General features: G+C 69.3%; 19 protein-coding genes. 7 read left to right on the top strand and 12 right to left on the bottom strand.

Going from position 1 to position 15,818, the window contains the following annotated elements; all coding sequences use genetic code 11:
• Positions 1–47: 47 nt before the first annotated feature.
• From CRP45_RS00230 to CRP45_RS00250, 5 genes are read right to left on the bottom strand one after another with little or no spacing between them, the layout of a single operon-like run.
• The gene (locus CRP45_RS00230; protein WP_097243294.1) at positions 48–1,298 is read right to left on the bottom strand and encodes an ABC transporter substrate-binding protein; all 1,251 of its coding nucleotides are present in this window, start codon (positions 1,296–1,298) and stop codon (positions 48–50) included.
• On the bottom strand, positions 1,288–2,349 hold the full coding sequence (locus CRP45_RS00235; protein ID WP_245909773.1) for a branched-chain amino acid ABC transporter permease: 1,062 nt from the start codon (positions 2,347–2,349) through the stop codon (positions 1,288–1,290). The genes CRP45_RS00230 and CRP45_RS00235 overlap by 11 nt, the downstream gene beginning before the upstream one ends.
• Positions 2,346–3,227, bottom strand: coding sequence for a branched-chain amino acid ABC transporter permease (locus tag CRP45_RS00240; RefSeq protein ID WP_097243295.1), 882 nt, complete (start codon positions 3,225–3,227; stop codon positions 2,346–2,348). Before CRP45_RS00240 ends, CRP45_RS00235 begins: the two co-directional genes overlap by 4 nt.
• A 2-nt stretch (positions 3,228–3,229) precedes the next feature.
• Entirely contained in the window at positions 3,230–3,955 is a 726-nt protein-coding gene (locus CRP45_RS00245; RefSeq protein WP_067779309.1) for an ABC transporter ATP-binding protein, read from the bottom strand.
• On the bottom strand, positions 3,952–4,710 hold the full coding sequence (locus CRP45_RS00250; protein WP_097243296.1) for an ABC transporter ATP-binding protein: 759 nt from the start codon (positions 4,708–4,710) through the stop codon (positions 3,952–3,954). The genes CRP45_RS00245 and CRP45_RS00250 overlap by 4 nt, the downstream gene beginning before the upstream one ends.
• A 225-nt stretch (positions 4,711–4,935) precedes the next feature.
• On the opposite strand from CRP45_RS00250, the gene CRP45_RS00255 reads away from it, so the two are divergent.
• The 4 genes from CRP45_RS00255 (at position 4,936) to CRP45_RS00270 (ending at position 9,134) form a co-directional block, all read left to right on the top strand.
• Positions 4,936–6,219, top strand: a complete 1,284-nt coding sequence (locus CRP45_RS00255; RefSeq protein ID WP_097243297.1) for a PucR family transcriptional regulator — start codon at positions 4,936–4,938, stop codon at positions 6,217–6,219.
• A gap of 81 nt (positions 6,220–6,300) precedes the next feature.
• Positions 6,301–7,782: a long-chain-fatty-acid--CoA ligase gene (locus CRP45_RS00260; RefSeq protein ID WP_097243298.1), complete on the top strand. Its 1,482-nt coding sequence runs from the start codon at positions 6,301–6,303 to the stop codon at positions 7,780–7,782.
• Positions 7,783–8,084: 302 nt separating this feature from the next.
• Entirely contained in the window at positions 8,085–8,486 is a 402-nt protein-coding gene (locus CRP45_RS00265) for an STAS domain-containing protein (RefSeq protein WP_067779294.1), read from the top strand.
• Positions 8,487–8,651: 165 nt separating this feature from the next.
• Positions 8,652–9,134, top strand: a complete 483-nt coding sequence (locus CRP45_RS00270) for a hypothetical protein (protein WP_097243299.1) — start codon at positions 8,652–8,654, stop codon at positions 9,132–9,134.
• A gap of 1 nt (position 9,135) precedes the next feature.
• Here the strand turns inward: CRP45_RS00270 and CRP45_RS00275 are convergent, their stop codons facing one another.
• The 3 genes from CRP45_RS00275 to CRP45_RS00285 form a co-directional block, all read right to left on the bottom strand.
• Positions 9,136–10,089, bottom strand: coding sequence for a helix-turn-helix transcriptional regulator (locus CRP45_RS00275; RefSeq protein WP_097243300.1), 954 nt, complete (start codon positions 10,087–10,089; stop codon positions 9,136–9,138).
• Positions 10,090–10,245: 156 nt separating this feature from the next.
• Positions 10,246–10,443 carry a hypothetical protein gene (locus tag CRP45_RS00280; protein WP_097243301.1) on the bottom strand — a complete coding sequence of 66 codons (198 nt, stop codon included), beginning with the start codon at positions 10,441–10,443 and terminating at the stop codon, positions 10,246–10,248.
• Positions 10,444–10,494: 51 nt separating this feature from the next.
• Positions 10,495–11,181: an SDR family oxidoreductase gene (locus CRP45_RS00285; protein WP_097243302.1), complete on the bottom strand. Its 687-nt coding sequence runs from the start codon at positions 11,179–11,181 to the stop codon at positions 10,495–10,497.
• Positions 11,182–11,452: 271 nt separating this feature from the next.
• Here CRP45_RS00285 and CRP45_RS00290 point away from each other — a divergent pair, with 271 nt between their 5' ends.
• A complete protein-coding gene (locus CRP45_RS00290; protein ID WP_097243303.1) occupies positions 11,453–11,944 on the top strand; it encodes a VOC family protein in 492 nt (163 codons plus the stop codon).
• Between the two features lies 1 nt (position 11,945).
• Here CRP45_RS00290 and CRP45_RS00295 read toward each other — a convergent pair whose 3' ends face one another.
• Positions 11,946–12,551 carry a TetR/AcrR family transcriptional regulator gene (locus tag CRP45_RS00295; protein WP_067779276.1) on the bottom strand — a complete coding sequence of 202 codons (606 nt, stop codon included), beginning with the start codon at positions 12,549–12,551 and terminating at the stop codon, positions 11,946–11,948.
• A 76-nt stretch (positions 12,552–12,627) separates the two neighbouring features.
• Between CRP45_RS00295 and CRP45_RS00300 the strand changes: the two genes are divergently transcribed.
• Positions 12,628–13,035 carry a RidA family protein gene (locus tag CRP45_RS00300; protein WP_097243304.1) on the top strand — a complete coding sequence of 136 codons (408 nt, stop codon included), beginning with the start codon at positions 12,628–12,630 and terminating at the stop codon, positions 13,033–13,035.
• Positions 13,036–13,044: 9 nt separating this feature from the next.
• Here the strand turns inward: CRP45_RS00300 and CRP45_RS00305 are convergent, their stop codons facing one another.
• A complete protein-coding gene (locus tag CRP45_RS00305) occupies positions 13,045–13,527 on the bottom strand; it encodes a CinA family protein (protein ID WP_067779270.1) in 483 nt (160 codons plus the stop codon).
• Between the two features lie 150 nt (positions 13,528–13,677).
• On the opposite strand from CRP45_RS00305, the gene CRP45_RS00310 reads away from it, so the two are divergent.
• Complete coding sequence (locus tag CRP45_RS00310; RefSeq protein ID WP_067779444.1) at positions 13,678–13,941, top strand: cold shock domain-containing protein; 264 nt, start codon at positions 13,678–13,680, stop codon at positions 13,939–13,941.
• 371 nt (positions 13,942–14,312) lie between these two features.
• Here CRP45_RS00310 and CRP45_RS00315 read toward each other — a convergent pair whose 3' ends face one another.
• Together CRP45_RS00315 and CRP45_RS00320 are read right to left on the bottom strand one after the other, a co-directional pair.
• Positions 14,313–14,783 carry a transcriptional regulator gene (locus tag CRP45_RS00315; protein WP_245909775.1) on the bottom strand — a complete coding sequence of 157 codons (471 nt, stop codon included), beginning with the start codon at positions 14,781–14,783 and terminating at the stop codon, positions 14,313–14,315.
• A 134-nt stretch (positions 14,784–14,917) separates the two neighbouring features.
• Positions 14,918–15,727 carry a VOC family protein gene (locus CRP45_RS00320; RefSeq protein WP_097243305.1) on the bottom strand — a complete coding sequence of 270 codons (810 nt, stop codon included), beginning with the start codon at positions 15,725–15,727 and terminating at the stop codon, positions 14,918–14,920.
• Positions 15,728–15,818 lie beyond the last annotated feature (91 nt).

Genomic DNA, 15,818 nt, shown 5'->3' on the forward strand with positions numbered 1-15,818 from the left:
TGCCGACGACGCCGGAGTGCGCCGCGGCACGTGGTGGGGGGGAGTGGCTATTTGCCGGTGTCGATGACGTCGCCGGTCAGCACCCAGCGGTCACCCTCGAACCGCTGGATGCGCAGGGACTCCATCGGGAACGCGTCGCCCTCGCCGGTCTTCAGCGTGATGCCGGGCAGCAGCAAGTCGATGCCGACATCGTTCAGCGAGCGCATGGCGTCGCGAAGTCCTTCGCGGGTGGGGCATTTCGCGGCTTCCATCGTCTTGTGGAAGCTCTCCGCGGCCGCCCAGCCGACCACGGTGTACTGGTTGGTCGGGTCGGCGCCTGGCGCGTATTTCGCCAGCTTCTCCTGGTACAGGCGCATGGCGGGGTCGGCCGACCACTGCGGGTCGGACGGGTCCTTGGTGAACGCCGCCGATACCACGCCCTGGGCGTTCTCCAGGCCGACCGGCTTGAGCGTGCTGATGGTGTTGGCCACCTGGGTCAGGATGTGCAGCGGGTTCCAGTCGGTGTTGCGCCGCTCGGCCGCCAGCGCCTGGGAGGCGAACTTCGGCGTGGAGAAGTTCAGCAGCACATCGGCTTTCGTGTTCGCCAGGTTGCGCACCTGCGGTTCCACGGTCGGGTCGGTGACCTCGTAGCTCTGCTCGGCGACCACCCGGACGCCGCTGCCCGCGACGGCCTCGGTGAAGCTGGCCAGTAGATCCTTGCCGAAGTCGTCGTTCTGGTAGAGCACCGCCACGGTCGCGTCGGCTTTGTGCTGGCGCACGTACTGCGCGAAGGCGCGGCCCTCGGCGCGGTAGCTGGGCTGCCAGCCGATGGTCCACGGATGTCCTTCGTCCGCACCCCATTTCGTCGCGCCGCCCGCGACGAACACCTGGGGCACCTTGCGCTGGTTGAGGTAATCCCACACCGCGGAGGAGGTGGGGGTGCCCAGCGTCTGGAAGACGGCGAACACCTGATCCTGCTCCACCAAGCGGCGGGTCTCCTCGACGGTCTTTGGCGGCTGGTAGCCGTCGTCGCGGACCAGGTATTCGACGGTGCGGCCACCGATTCCGCCGTGCTCGGCGTTGAGGTAGTCGAAGTAGGCGCGAACGCCCTTGGGCAGCTCGCCGTACGCGGAGGCGGGGCCCGACAGCGGGTAGACACCGCCCAGCTTGATGCTGCTGTCGGTGCTGCCTGTGGTCTGCTGACCACGGCATTCGCCCTGCCCGACGGTGCTGCCCGTGTCGCCGCGGCCGCCGCAGGCCGAGACCGCGAGCAGGACGGCGGCCGCGACGCCGGCGGCGCGGAGTGCCTTAGTGCGCATTGTTCTTCCCTTTCCGAACGAGACGTTCGAGCCAGCGCGCCGTGCGGCCGAGGAGTCCGGCCAATCCGTTGGGCGCGAGGTACATGACCGCGATGATCAGCAGTCCGAAGATCACTCCGGGCGCGGCCTGGTTGAGGTCCTGGGCGAAGCTCGGGACGTACATCACGAACAGTCCGCCGAGCAGCGGTCCCCAGTGCCCGCCGAGCCCGCCGACGACCAAACCGGCCAGCAGCGTGATCGACAGTCCGACGGCGAAGGAGTCCGGCGAGACGAAGCCGATCACCCAGGTGTAGACGCAGCCCGCCGCACCGGCGAGCATGGCGCCGCAGGCGAAGGCGAGGGTCTTGTAGAAGGCCAGGCGCACACCCATCACCTCGGCCGCGATCTCGTTGTCGCGGATCGCGTGCAGCGCACGGCCGACCCGCGACCGCAGCAGCCCGGCGACCAGGACGAAGCTCACGACGGTGACCAGCAGCGCGAGGAAGTACAGCCACTGGTCCTCGGCCAACCCGGTCCACACCGGCGGCGCGGGCTTGGTCAGCGTCAGCCCCATGGATCCGCCGGTGACCGACTCGAACCGCTTGAGCAGCGGCACCAGGAAGATCGCGATGGCCAGGGTGACCAGTGCCAGATACAGTCCGCGCAGCCGCAGAGCAGGAATTCCGAGGGCGAACCCGAGCGCGAAGGCCACCGCCGCTGCGACCGGCAGGGTCGCGAAATACGGTGTGTCCCAACGGTCCATCAACACCGCGCTGGTGTAGGCGCCGACCGCGAAGAACGCGCCGTGCCCCAGCGAGATCTGACCGGTGTGGCCGACCAGCAGGTTGAGGCCCAGCAGCGCGACCGCGTAGATCATCGCCAGCGCCAGCTGGAAGGTGCGGAACGGCACCAGCTGGAACGGTGCGAGACAGGCGATCAGCAGCAGCGCGCCGATCCCGAGCCACGACCAGTTCGGCATCCGCGGCCGCCGCGTTTCGGTGCGCGGGGTTTCGGTCGGCGCAGTGGAGGTGTCCGCCGCGAGGGTGGTGTTTCGAGTTCCCATGTCGCTCATACCCGTTCCACCACCGCGCGACCGAACAGACCCTGCGGCCGCAGCAGCAGGACGCCGAGAATGATCACCAGTGGCACGCCGATCTTGAGTTCGGTGCCGATGACGTCCAGGTAAGCGCCGGTGAGGGTTTCGGCGACCCCGACGATCAGCCCGCCCGCCACCGCGCCGCCCGGGCTGTCGAAGCCGCCGAGCGTCGCCGCCGCGAACGCGTAGATCAGGACGCCGCCCATCATGTTCGGCTCGAGGAACAGCAGCGGCGCCGACAGCACGCCGGAGACCGCGCCGACCAGTGCGGCAAGACCCCAGCCGAGTGCGAGCACGGTGCCGACGCGGATGCCGACCAAGCGTGCCGACTGCGGGTTGCAGGCCACAGCCCGCATCGCCAGTCCGATCTTGGTGTAGCGGAACAGCAGGTACAGCAAGCCCATGACCGCGGCGACCACGCCGAGGACGCCGAGACTGCTGTAGCCTGCGGTGACGCCGCCCGCACGGAATGCGCCCTCCGGGAACGGGTTCGGGAAAGACTTCACCTGGTAGGACCAGATCCAGCCCGCGGCGGCGTTGACGAAGAAGAACAGGCCGACGGTGACGATCACCAGCGTCAGTTCCGGTGCGCCCTCGACGGGTCGGATGATCACCCGTTCGATCAGCATGCCGCCGGCGAAGGACACCGCGAGCGTGGCGAGCAACGCGGCCCAGAACGGCAGACCGCTCTGCACGCACTGCCAGGCCAGAAAGGCCGAGAACATGGCCAGCTCGCCCTGGGCGAAATTGACGATGCCGGTGAATCGGTAGATGAGCACGAGCGCCAGCGCCAAACCGGCGTAAATCGCTCCGGCCGTGAGGCCTTCGATGATCTGTTGCAGAAATCCGGCCATGATCACACCCGGTATCCGAGATAGGACTCGGCGACCTGCTCGTCGGCCTTGATCTGAGCCGCTGTGCCGGACAACACGATTCGGCCGGTCTCCAGGACGTGCGCCCGGTGGGCGGTCCCGAGCGCGAGATGCGCGTTCTGCTCCACGACGATCACGGTGGTGCGCTCCTCTTCGTTGATGGTGTGCACGATCTGAAACAACTCCTGGGTGACCAGGGGCGAGAGGCCGAGCGACGGCTCGTCCAGCAGCAACAGCCGGGGCCGGGACATGAGCGCCCTGCCGATGGCCAGCATCTGCTGCTGACCGCCGGAGAGGCCGCCCGCCGTCTCGCGCAGCTTGTCGCGCAGGATGGGGAAGAAGTCGAAGACCCGGCGCAGGTCGGCCTCGGTGCGGGCGCGGTCGCGGTGCTGATAGGCGCCGAGGCGCAGATTCTCCTCGACGGTCAGCGGCAGGAAGGTGCCGCGGCCCTCGGGGACATGCGCGACACCGAGACGCGCGATGGCTTCCGGTGTGCGGCCGGTGATTTCGGCGTCGTCGAGCCGGACCGTGCCGCGCACCTTGATCATGCCGCACAGCGCACGCAGCAAGGTCGTCTTGCCCGCGCCGTTGGGCCCGAGGACCGCGCAGACCTCGCCGCGAGCCACCGAGAAGCTCAGCCCGTGCAGCACCTTGGCCGCGCCGTAGCCCGCGCGCAGGTCGGTAACGGTGAGAAACGCTTCGTCGGTCATGCCGCCGTCCCTAGGTAGGCCCGGATGACCGCCGGATCACGTTGCACCGCTTCGGGTTCGCCCTCGGCGATGACGCGGCCGAACTCCAGGCACACCACCCGGTCGCAGGTGCCCATGACGAATCCCATGTGGTGTTCGACGACGATCACCGTCAGGTCGAACTCGGCGCGCAGGGCGCAGAGGCGCTCGGCGAACACGTCGACCTCGCCGTGGCTGAGTCCGTTGACCGGCTCGTCCAGCAGCAGCAGGCGCGGCCCGACGGCCAGCGCGCGGGCCAGCTCGATCCGCTTGAGCGTGCCGAACGGCAGGCCCGCAGCCGGATGGTCGGCGACATCGGCGAGATCGAGCCGCTCCAGCAGCGCGTCGACCTCGGCGCGCAGCCGCCGCTCCTCCCCGCGCACCCGCGGCAGGCGCAGACTCGCGGAGAGGAAACCGGCGGAGGCCCGGTGGTGGGCGCCGACGAGCACGTTGTCCCGGACGGACATGCGGGGGAACAACCCCAGATTCTGGAAGGTGCGGGCGATGCCGAGCCCGGCCAGCGCGTCGGGACGGACCGTCAGCAGGTCCTCGCCCTGGTAGCGCATCGTGCCATCGGTCGGCTGGTAGCGCCTGGTGAGGCAGTTGAACAGGGTGGTCTTGCCCGCCCCGTTCGGGCCGATCAGGCCGACCATCTCGCCAGGCGCGACGCCGAAGCCGACGTCGTGCAGGGCGGTGATGCCGCCGAAGCGAACCGTCAGGTGGGATATCTCGAGCATTCGTCCTCCGGCCCGCGTCCGAGACGTGGGTGAAATTCCGTGCGGGTCGGCGCAACCATCGCGGGCTGGCCTGTGGATCGTGGTCAGCGTAAAGACGCTGGTCAGGGCGCACATCGGACGCGGAGGCCCAATCTCGGCGGCGCGGTTTGTCCGTCGCGGACAGGGCAGGGTGCTTCCTTCGGCCCTGTTGACACCCGCGACGAGGGCCGTGGAGTATGCCGGGTTATGTCAGCTGGATCACATTCGATCGGGGTCTCGGCGCCGGTCCAGGCCGAGCGCACGCGGATCGTCGGCAGCGTCTTCGAGCACGCGCACGACATCGCCGACGCGGGCATGTCCGCGATCCTGGCGCAGGTCCCCGGCTACGCGGCGCGGGACAGGACCTTCCACGCCGACGTGCACGACCAGCTGACCCGCCTGTGCCGGACCGGACTCGGCGCGCTGCTCGACAAGCGCAGGGTCACCGTCGACGACATCGCCTACGCCCGACGGGCCGCGGCGCGCCGGGCACAGTCCGGGCTGACGCTGGTCGACTACATCTCCGCGTTCCGGCTCGGGCAGCAGGCGATCTGGAAATCGCTGGTCGCCCACGCGGGCGACTCGGAGGCCGGGCGCGACGCGGCGCTGTCGATGGTCGTGCCGCTGACCCGCTACTGCGATTTGATCAGCACCCAGGCGGCCAACGCGTATCTGGAATTCCAGCAGTACCTGTCCGCCGAGGCCGGGCGCGACAGCCGGGAACTGGTGGAGAGTCTGCTGGACGGCGCCCTGCCCGACCGCGGGCCGCAGCTGTCGACTGCCCACGCGCACGGCATCGGCGCCGAGCGGGCGACGCCCATGGTGGCGGTGACGGCGGTTGTGTTGCGGACGGCGGATCGCGGCGAGCCGGGCAGTTCCGACGCGGAGGCCAGGCACATCGCGTCGGCGGCGCTCGCGCGTACCGGTGTCAACGGATTGCGCACGCTGTCGGTGGTGCGCGGGTCGGAGATCGTCGCGCTGCCCGCGCTCGGTCGCGACGGCTCGGCCGACGACCTGTGCGCGCTGCTGCGGCGCACCCGCGACAAACTGCACGCCGAAGGCATCACCCTCGGCATCGGCGTCAGCACGGTGTTCACCGAGATCGCCCAATTCCCGCGCGCCTACCAGCAGGCGCGTTCGGCGTTGGATCTACTGCCCGAGGACGGTGGGGTGCTCGCCCTTCCGCACCTCTCGCCGTTCCGGTATCTCATGCTGCGCGCCGACGACACCGTTCGCCAGCTGGTGGACCCGCGGATCGCCGCCGCGCTGGCCGAGGACCGGCAGCGCGGCGGGATGCTCGCCGACACCATCCGCGCCTTCGCGGGCGCCGACATGAATCTGCGCGAGGCCGCGGACGGTTTGCGCATCCACCACAACACGGCCAAGTACCGGCTGCGCCGCATCCAGGAACTCACCGGTCGCAACGTCCGCAGCGTCACCGATCTCGTCGAATTGCTCGTCGCCATCGAGCTGCACGCCGCGCCGAAGTAGACGAGGAAACCGAAACTTGCACCGCTAGTTTGGCTGCTCTACGGTGAGCGGAAAACTTGCGTCGTTAGTTTTGGAGGTGGCATGAACGCCACGCTGTCGTTGGCGAGCATCCTGGCCGAGCAGGCGCGCCGCCGCCCGGACCGGATCGCGCTGATCGAGGGCGCGCAGCGGATCACGTTCGCCGAGTTGTGGTCGCAGGCCCGCGAACAGGCCGCCGCGCTGATCGAACTCGGTGTGCGCCCCGGCGACCGCGTGGCGCTGATGTGCCCCAACACCGCCGAGTTCCCGCGCGCCTACTACGCGATTCTCGCCGCGGGCGCCGCGGTGATTCCGGTGCACCTGCTGCTGACCGCGAACGAGGCCGAGCACGTCCTGCGCGACAGCGGGGCGACGCTGCTGGTGTGTCACGAGCAGTTCGCCGCGGTCGGCCGTGCCGCGGCGGGCGCGGTCGGCATCGGCTGTCACGACCCGAACACCCTTGTGGCGGAACCTATTCGGTCGTTCGTCTCGCGCGCGCCAGGCGACACCGCGGTGATCTTCTACACCAGCGGCACCACGGGCAAGCCGAAGGGCGCCGAGCTCAGCCATCTGAACATGGTCATGAACGCGACGGTGAACGCCTTCGACGCCAACGACGTACGCAGCGACGACGTCGCGCTCGGCGCGCTTCCGCTGTTCCACATCTTCGGCCAGACCGTGTCCATGAACTCCACTTGGCGCGCGGGCGCGACGCTGGTGTTGCAGCCGCGCTTCGACCCCGACGAGGCCATCCGCCTGATGCACGCCGAGGGCGTCAACACCTTCCACGGCGTGCCGACGATGTACGTCCGGCTCATCACCGCGGCGACGAAACTCGGTGCGCCCCAACTGCGTTTGTGCATCTCCGGCGGAGCGTCGCTGCCGCAGCCGGTGTTGGAGACCTTCCACGACCTGTTCGGCACGCCGATCCTGGAGGGCTACGGACTTTCCGAGACCTCGCCGACCGCCGCGGTGAACCAGCCGGACTTCGGTCCGAAGGCGGGCACCGTCGGACACGCGGTGTGGGGCGTCGAGGTCGAGATCGCCGACCCCGGCGTCGCGGACGAGATCGTCCTGCTGCCGCCCGGCGAACTGGGTGAGATCGTGATCCGCGGGCACAACGTGTTCAACGGCTACATCGGCAATCCGCGAGCCACCGCCGCCGCGGTCGTGCAGGGCTGGTTCCGCACGGGCGATCTCGGTGTGCAGGACGCCGACGGGTCTCTCACCATCGCCGACCGGATCAAGGACATGATCATCCGCGGCGGGTTCAACGTGTACCCGAGCGAGGTGGAAGAGGCGCTGCTGTACCACCCCGCCATCGACGCGGTCGCGGTGATCGGCCTGCCCGACGAGACCTACGGCGAGGAGATCTGCGCGGTGGTCGTCGCCGGCGCCGAGCTGACCGCCGACCAGGTCATCGCGTTCGGTCGCACCCGCCTGGCCAAGCACAAGTACCCGCGCCGGGTGGAGTTCGTCGACCAGTTGCCGCTCGGTCCGAGCCACAAGGTTCTCAAGCGCGAACTCGTGCTCCGATACAGCTGACGCAGATACCCGTTCGACTCCCGAGCATGCGCAGGTAGAAGCGGTCCTTTGGCGCAAAGGGTGAAGTAGATCGGCGACCGGCCTATGCTTGGAGCACAACATTGGATGGCGGCCGGGGCCGCGGATCGTGGCGACGATCCCGCGACGCCGAGGGCCGAAAGACAGGACCGGCCGCAGGCTGAGATCTTCAGACGAGCACAGTCCCACGCGGTTCTCGGGCGAATCGCACCGACCATGGTGGCGCCGTTCAACGGTGCCGTTCGGCCGACGGGTGGGACACCATCCCGTTGGGAGGTTCTGCGATGTCGACGAAAATCGTTGTGCGGTCCGGTGTCGGGCGAATTCACCGCTATGTGTACGACAAGCGGCGGCCGGGGGGACGGTCGGTAGCCATGCGCGGCAGTTGCGTGGTGATGGCGGTGGACGGCGAACTGGATCTCGCCGGACTGCCCGAGCTGTGTGCCGCGCTGGACTCCATACCCGAGCACGGCTGTCGCGCCGTGATCGTCGATTTCCGCACCACCCGCTTCGTCGGGATTCGAGCCGCCATCGCACTGGGGGAATTCAAGACCAAGCTCGCCGAACGCGGCGTCGACCTGCGGCTGGTGTCGGGACATGCCGAGGTCGACCGGGTCCTCGATGTGGTGGGCGTGCGCGCGCTGTTCTGTTATTACGCGAGCCTGGACGACGCGCTCGGACGATGAGGCGCGCGCTGATTTTCGGCGAAGGATCGCTTCGTTTTCCGGATGGCGTCCCGACCGACACTTCGTTCTCTGTGTTGTGGGGCTCGACCGCGTACTGACACGCTGATATGTCCGTGGTCGTGCGTTCGTCGGCTGCGTCCATCGCCGACGTCCGGAGGAGCCCCCATGCTGGAAACGAGTTCGTGCGCCGAGGCCGGTGACGCGCCGACCGCCGCGCAGGGGCCCGCGGACATCCGGGATCTGCACGCGGTGGTTCGGGAATTGGCGAAGGCGTTGCCGCACGGCGTGCTCGTCGGGCTGACGGTCCGCGTTGGCGACGAGATCGCGGTGCGCGCGTGGTCGTCACCGCGCGCGAAGCTGGCCGAAGAAGCCCAGCTCATCAGCGATGCCGCGCCGAATCGGGCGGCGCTGAGCGAGGAATCCGCCCGCACCGTCGGAGATCTGGACGCCGAGACCCGCTGGAGCGACTGCCGGGCGCAGCTGCGTCTGCTCGGTCTGCGCTCGCTGCACTGCCGCGGTCTGCGCGCGGCGAACGGAACGGCCGCCGTGCTCACCGTCTACGCCGACCGACCTCACGTCTTGGACGTAGATCTCGACCCCGCGGCGGCGGCCTGCCGAGAGATCGTCGCGATGCTGGACGGCCGCTAGATCAGTCGTGCAACGTCGTCTGCGGTGCGACGCCGTAGGCCTGGCGATAACTGCTCGCGAACCGGCCGGGATGGGCGAAACCCCACGCCGCGGCGACACCGGTGACGGTGTGCCCGTCGTCGGGGGAGGCCGCGAGCAGCTGCTCGTGCGCACCGGCCAGCCGCACCTTCCGCAGGTAGCCCATCGGCGTGGTGTCCAGATGTTTGCGGAACGCGAGCTGGATGGCTCGGATGGTGACGTGGGCGCCCGCCGCGATGTCGGCGACGCTGATCGGCTCGGTGGCGTGCGCCTCGATATAGGCGATGGCGCGGCGCACGGTGTCCGGGTGGGCGTCCCTGCGGTCGACGGCCGTCGGTTCGGGCGTCGCGGTGTTCGGGAAGGCTCGCAGCACGCTCGCCGCGAGACACTGTTGCGCCGAGGCGGCGATCAGCGAGGATTCCCGCGCCTCCGGCACGGCGAGGACGTGCTCGCGCAGCCACCGCACCACCTGGCGCAATTCGGCGACCGCGGTGTCCGACACCGGCCGATGATGGGTCAGCCGGACCGGCTCGACGCCCCTGCCCCGTGCCGCCGACGCCACCTGCGTGAACAGGGCCGGATCGAACATGGTCAGGCGATAGCGCGCGCTGCGCACCACCCCGGAATAGGGCTCGTCCGGCGGTGCGATCAGCGCGAGATCGCCGGGGACGAAGGTGTCCGTCGAGCCGTCGGCGAAGGTTTCCTCGATGGCGCCGGTCTGCATGTCGCACACGCACACCCGGCCGAGCGGATCGGCGCGGTAGGCCATGTCGAATTCCAGATCCAGCTGGTCGACGCTGACCGTGCCCATCACCTCGCGCGCGACCTGCGCTCGCGTCCGCTCGTGACTGCTGCCGATCCGCATCTTCGTGTAGGCCGAGTTCAGCATGGCCTCGGTCGCCGCCAGATCCTCGCTGTCGAAGACGAAGGTGTCCATCGCTTCCCGCCTCGGACCCGGGCCCGCGGACGGGCGACTGCACAGATGGACCGTCCACGGCGGCTCGGCGTGCGAACGCACCGGGACGGAAACACCACAGTAGTCCCGTTCTGGCGCGGCCGTGCCGGAAGCGCGGTCGCACCGGAACGATCGCCGTCAGGGTTGCGGGTTGTCCGGCGGCGCCGGACGCGGGAGGTCGCGGCGAGCGGTCAGGACTTCGTCGTCGTCGGCGAGCGGTTCGGGATCGCGCCACTCGTCGGCGCGCGTCGACCGGTTGCCCCTCAACGCCCCTTGCAGCTCGTGCGCGAGTTGGTCGTCGCGCTTGGGGCCGTGCTTGCTGTTTCCACGTTCCATGGGTCCTCCTTTCACCTGATCACCGGTGCCGGTCGGCCAGGACGTGCCCCGTCATGACCGCGCAACGGCCATCTCGCTGATCTCGCGGCCTCGCGGCTGCGACATGGCGAACACCGCGGCCGCGGCGACGTCTTCCGGGTTGTCGAGCGGGATGTCCGGCGGCGGTGCGTATTCGGGCGGCCTGCCGTCGACGAAGGCGGTGTCCATTCCGCCGGGTATCAGCAGGGTGACGCCGACTTCGCCCGCGGTCTCGGCGGCCAGTGCCCTGGTCAGGCCGACCATGCCGAATTTCGAGGCGCAGTAGGCGGTCGCGTCGGGCAGCGCCTCGAGGCCGAGGGTCGAGGCGCAGGTGACAATGCTGCCGCGACTGGCACGCAACGCGGGCAGCGCGGCGCGGATGACCGCGGCGGTACCGATCAGGTTTGCCCGGACCACCCGCTCCCAGTCCTCGGTCGCGACCTCGTCCAGTTTGCCGCAGGCATCGGCGCCCACGGCGGTGAACATCGCGTCCAGCCGCCCGCCCGTGCGGGCGATCAGCGACCGCACCGCGCGCTCGGAGTCCTGGGAGTACGCCAGATCCGCGTACTCCCAAGGGACGTCGGTGTCGGGTTTGTCTCGGTCGACGACGATGGCGACACCGCCCGCGGCGCGCACGGCGTCGACGGTCGCGGCGCCGAGTCCGGACGCGCCGCCGGTGATCAGGACGGTGCCGAGGTCGTTCTTCGTCGATTGGTTCACGAGGGTCCCTTCCGAGCGTCAGGGCCGCGGACGCACTCGCTCGCCGCGCGCGGCGATGGTCACGGTGGTGCCATGTGCGGCGCTTACCCGCTTTCCCCTCGGCCAATCGACGCGTCCGCACGCTATTCCACGCGCCGCGTACGCCAACACCCAGCGCCGGTCGGACCTATCTAAACGGTTCGAATTGAGAGATTAAGCGGGGTCGCTTAACGTCGATTCATGAGTGACAGGTGTTCCCCAGCAGCCTCGACGGTCGAACGCGGGATTCGGTATGAGCTACGCTGATGGCCCCATCACCCAGATCGCCTGGGTGACCGACGATATCGAGAAGGCGGAACGTTTCTTCGTCACGCATTTCGGCGTGCGGAAATGGACGCGCATCCCCGACGTCGTATTCGGCCCGCGCACGTGCACCTATCGCGGCCGCCCCGCCGATTTCACCGCGCACATCGCGCTGTCGTACCTCGACGACATCCAGCTCGAATTGATTCAGCCGATCCGCGGCGAGAGCATCTACGCGGAGTTCCTCGCCCGCCGGGGTCCAGGACTGCACCACGTGTGCTTCGAACCGGACGACTTCGACGGCGCCGTGGCCGCGGCCGAGCGGGACGGGCTCACGGTGGTGCAGCGCGGGGACATGGCCGCCGACATGCGTTTCGCCTACGTCGACGGCGCCTCGGAGGGTGTGCCGTTCATCGAACTGGCCGAGATCGGCCCGGCCATGCGGGCGTTCTTCGATCAGGTGCGGCGCTCGGCGACCTGACTCAGAGCCGCCAGCCTTCGCGCACCGATCGGCGGCAGCGGGTCCGCTCGTCACCGGCCGCTACGAACAGGGCGGTCAGCAACGGTATGCCGTTCGCCAAGGTTTCGCGGGGGAGCGGGCCGGTGGCGACGAGGGAAGCGAGGCCGTGCCCGATGGTCCAGCTCTGGGTGGCCAGTTCCAGCGGATCAAGGCCGGACCGGAATCGGCCCGCGTCCTTCGCGCGGTGCACGGTGGTCACCACGCGGTGCAGCGTCTCGTCGGCGGCGGCCGAATCCTCGAGCTCGAAACCCGCGTCGAACATGACCCGATAGAGATCCGGGTTCTCCAGTGCGTTGCCAAGGTAGGCGGCCCCGAGCGCCGCGAGGTCGCGCACCGGATCGGCGGTCGCCGCCACCTCGGCGAGCCTGGCCGACAGTCGGGTGAAGCCCTCCTGCCGCAGGGCTCGCCACAGCCCGTCCATACCGTCGAAGTAGGTGTAGACGGCCATGGTCGACACGTTGGTGCCGGCCACCAACCCGCGCAAGGTGACCGGCTCCCGTCGGCGCAACATCAGGGCGGCGCGTTCGAGCAGCATCGACCGCACGTGCGGATTCTTGGTGCGGGCCATGGCGCAACAATACATAGCATTGTTATGGTTTGCCTGACAGCCGCACGCGCGGAGCCGAAGACGTGGAGGAGTGGCCATGGCCGTCACGCTGGTCAACCCCGAGGGACTGCCCAAACCCGATGTGTACCGCCAGCTCTCGATCGCGCAGGGCAGCAGGCTGGTGTTCCTCGCCGGGCAGGTGGCCCGCGACGCCGAGGGCAACAAGGTGGGGGAGGGGGATTTCGCCGCGCAGGTCGAGCAGGCCTACCTCAACGTGGCCACCGCGCTCGCCGAGGTCGGCGGCTCGTTCGACGACGTCGCGAAGCTGACGATCTACGTCGTGGACTGGAACGAGGAGAAGTACCCGCTGCTCGGCGAGGGCGTGGCGCGCGCGGCCGCGAAGCTCGGCGTCGATCCGGTCAAGCCGATCACCCTGCTCGGTGTCGCCGCGCTGGGCGAGCCCGACCTGATGGTCGAGGTCGAGGCCACCGCCGTCCTGGACTGAGGCCTCGGCTCAAAGACCGTGTCCGTGAGCGGACTTCACGGCGTCCAAGAGCATGGCCAGCGCGTGCTCGATGGTCTGGTCGAGGACCCGATCGGGACCGCCGTCGAACCGACGGTGCTCGGCCCGTACCTCGTCGGCGGTGGCGACGGCGAACCAGACCGAGCCCGCCGGTTCGCCGTCCTGCGGATCGGGGCCGCCGACTCCGGTGACCGCGACGCCCGCGAAGGCGTCCATGAGCGCGCGGACGCCGGTCGCCATCGCCCGCGCGGCCGTCTCGGAAACCACCGGCACGTCGGGAACGTCGAGCACCTTGCGTTTGATCTCCGGGCGGTAGGCCACCACACCGCCGCGGAACCAGGTGGCCGAGTCCGGCGCGGCCCCGAGCGAGGAAGCCAGCCGACCGCAGGTCAGCGATTCCGCGACCGCGATGGTGAGGTCACGATCGAGCGCCAATTCGGCGAGTTCGGTGGCCCGTACGTCTGCTTGCGTCACCGGTACTCCCTCCTCTCGGGTCCGTGTCGACGTTACCGGCGCGACTTCGCCTCGGCCATCGACCCTGCCGCTGTTTCGATCGCGGCGAATCGGGAAATCGCCGTGCACCGGCTGCTCGTAGGGGGCGGCTCGGACCCGGAGGTGATGCCCATGACGCCTGCACGGTCGGGAACAGCGAGCTGGTCGCGCGGGAGGGTGGCGTGGTTCGACGCGCCGAAAGGGTTCGGTTTCATCGAACCCGCGTCGGATCCACGCGCATTGGTGTACGTGGACTATTCGAGTATCGAGATGGTCGGCTATCGCACCCTCGTCGAGGGGCAGCCGGTCGCGTTCATCCGATCGCGGGAACGGCCCGAGGCTGTTGTCGTGCGTGTGCTGGCCGAGGGCGTCCGCAAGGGGCGAGTGGCGGCCTGAACACGATCGCGGGCGGGTCGACGGTTGCCGTCGACCCGCCCGCGACCGTGTGCACTGCGGCTGCGCTGTGCACGACGGCAAGACTGTGCACTACGGCGAGACTGCGCACTGCGGCAAGGAATGCGGGGCGGCATGGCCGGCCCGGCGGCACCTCGGCGGATATGGTCGATCGCTTCGCGTCAGGGGCGGGCCGGTCCGCCGGACGTGGTCCTCGCCGTTGAGGTCCGTCGTCGCCGTTGACGATGCCGGTGGTGGACAGCCTGCTCCTGTCGACTTGTCCGGCCGCTGACCGGGCCCTCATCCGTGGCCAGTTGCCGACAAAGAGGTCATACCCGCTGCGCGGCAAAAGAATCGCGCGCGAGGGGGCGTTGTCAGTGCGCGCAGTCCGGCGGAGTATCCGGTAGGTCTTCGGCGCGCCGGAAGCCGATCGCCATGGCGATCAGCAGATCCTGGGACTCCGCGGACAGATCGCGCGCCGCGCGGGCCAGCCTGCGCAGCTTCCCGTCGAGCAACTGTTCGACCAGCACGCGGTCGCCGGAGTGATCGGCGCCGGACGGTTTCGCCAGCAGGCCGACCGGGCAGGTGTCGAAGAAATCGGCCAGCGCACGCACCGTGCGGACCGTCGGCGGGGTGCGCGAGCCGTTGCGCAAGCGGGCGACATACCGGGGCGAGATGGGATGACCCGCCGCGGTGAGCGCACGGGCCACCTCGGCGTTGCTGTAGCGCCGAGGGCATCCCGGCGGGCGGGCGCTGTCGAACAGCCGGTTCAACCGCTCGGTGAACTCCGATGCCTCACTGGCGGAGACGCGAGCCCGGTCGCTGATCTCGATGCGGCCAACCAACTCTGGATACCTCCGGTGACGTGTTCCTCCTGGTGGTGGCTGTGGCGCTCGGGATGGTACGCAGCGAAGGTCGGTGCCCGGGGCCGACACGCCGTGCCGTCGGCCCCGTCCTGATCTGGCTTCGGAGCCTGCGCTCAGCTCGGCGTCGGCGGCTCGCCGACGGCGCGGGTCGGGTCGATGACGGCGAACACCTCGCCCTGCTGCCCTTGCAGCACGCCCATCCTGCCGAACGGACTGTCGTCCGGACCGGCCAGCACGGTTGCGCCGAGTTCGGCCGCCTTGGCCAGCGACGCGTCGGTGTCGTCCACCTGGAACCAGGCCAGCCAGTGCGGTGGCGCCTCGACCTGCCGGCCTTTCGTGTCGTCGTTGATGCCGCCGACGGCATCGCCGCCCGAGGGGAGGGTGAAGGTCGCGTAGTCGAAGTTCTGGCCGTCGCCGATCTCCTGGTAGTCGTAGCCGAACACCGACGCGTAGAACCGCTGCGCCTCCCGGTAGCCGGGGGTGTGCAGCTCGTTCCAGCAGTACGCGCCGTGCTCGTTGTAGATACGGGCGCCGGTGTGGGCCTTCGACTCCCACACACCGAAGGCGGCCCCGGTCGGGTCGGTGGCGACGAACATGCGACCGAAGTCGAGCACGTCGAACGGCGGCATCATGACGGTGCCGCCCGCCGCGGTCACCTTCTGCGCCACCTCGTCCGCGCTGTCGGCGGCGAAGTAGGTCGTCCACACCGAGGGCATCGCCATGTTCTCCGGCTTCGGTCCGATACCCGCCGCGGCCGATCCCTTGCGCGACGCCATCAGATAGCCGCCCGCTTCCGGCGGGGAGTCGGCGATCTCCCAGCCGAACAGCGCCGAGTAGAACTCCCTGGCCCGGCCGGGGTCGTCGACCTGGCAATCGACCCAGCACGGCGTGCCCTGCGGCCAAGCGGTGTCCCGAGTAGGCATATCCGTTCCTCCTACCTGATCGAAGATCACGAGTGGATGTTCAGCACTGCCTTGGCAACCGTCGATCAACCACGGTAGACCTATCCGCCGC

Source organism: Nocardia amikacinitolerans, assembly GCF_900215415.1.
GTDB lineage: Bacteria > Actinomycetota > Actinomycetes > Mycobacteriales > Mycobacteriaceae > Nocardia > Nocardia amikacinitolerans.

What these genes read in the sequence shown, in the direction of transcription:
- CRP45_RS00265 (WP_067779294.1), top strand. Translation starts at nt 8,085, where the DNA reads ATGTCGACGAAAATCGTTGTGCGGTCCGGTGTCGGGCGAATTCACCGC.
- CRP45_RS00275 (WP_097243300.1), bottom strand. Translation starts at nt 10,089, where the DNA reads ATGGACACCTTCGTCTTCGACAGCGAGGATCTGGCGGCGACCGAGGCC.
- CRP45_RS00260 (WP_097243298.1), top strand. Translation starts at nt 6,301, where the DNA reads ATGAACGCCACGCTGTCGTTGGCGAGCATCCTGGCCGAGCAGGCGCGC.
- CRP45_RS00310 (WP_067779444.1), top strand. Translation starts at nt 13,678, where the DNA reads ATGACGCCTGCACGGTCGGGAACAGCGAGCTGGTCGCGCGGGAGGGTG.
- CRP45_RS00255 (WP_097243297.1), top strand. Translation starts at nt 4,936, where the DNA reads ATGTCAGCTGGATCACATTCGATCGGGGTCTCGGCGCCGGTCCAGGCC.
- CRP45_RS00230 (WP_097243294.1), bottom strand. Translation starts at nt 1,298, where the DNA reads ATGCGCACTAAGGCACTCCGCGCCGCCGGCGTCGCGGCCGCCGTCCTG.
- CRP45_RS00320 (WP_097243305.1), bottom strand. Translation starts at nt 15,727, where the DNA reads ATGCCTACTCGGGACACCGCTTGGCCGCAGGGCACGCCGTGCTGGGTC.
- CRP45_RS00250 (WP_097243296.1), bottom strand. Translation starts at nt 4,710, where the DNA reads ATGCTCGAGATATCCCACCTGACGGTTCGCTTCGGCGGCATCACCGCC.
- CRP45_RS00280 (WP_097243301.1), bottom strand. Translation starts at nt 10,443, where the DNA reads ATGGAACGTGGAAACAGCAAGCACGGCCCCAAGCGCGACGACCAACTC.
- CRP45_RS00245 (WP_067779309.1), bottom strand. Translation starts at nt 3,955, where the DNA reads ATGACCGACGAAGCGTTTCTCACCGTTACCGACCTGCGCGCGGGCTAC.
- CRP45_RS00295 (WP_067779276.1), bottom strand. Translation starts at nt 12,551, where the DNA reads ATGGCCCGCACCAAGAATCCGCACGTGCGGTCGATGCTGCTCGAACGC.
- CRP45_RS00240 (WP_097243295.1), bottom strand. Translation starts at nt 3,227, where the DNA reads ATGGCCGGATTTCTGCAACAGATCATCGAAGGCCTCACGGCCGGAGCG.
- CRP45_RS00270 (WP_097243299.1), top strand. Translation starts at nt 8,652, where the DNA reads ATGCTGGAAACGAGTTCGTGCGCCGAGGCCGGTGACGCGCCGACCGCC.
- CRP45_RS00300 (WP_097243304.1), top strand. Translation starts at nt 12,628, where the DNA reads ATGGCCGTCACGCTGGTCAACCCCGAGGGACTGCCCAAACCCGATGTG.
- CRP45_RS00235 (WP_245909773.1), bottom strand. Translation starts at nt 2,349, where the DNA reads ATGAGCGACATGGGAACTCGAAACACCACCCTCGCGGCGGACACCTCC.
- CRP45_RS00290 (WP_097243303.1), top strand. Translation starts at nt 11,453, where the DNA reads ATGAGCTACGCTGATGGCCCCATCACCCAGATCGCCTGGGTGACCGAC.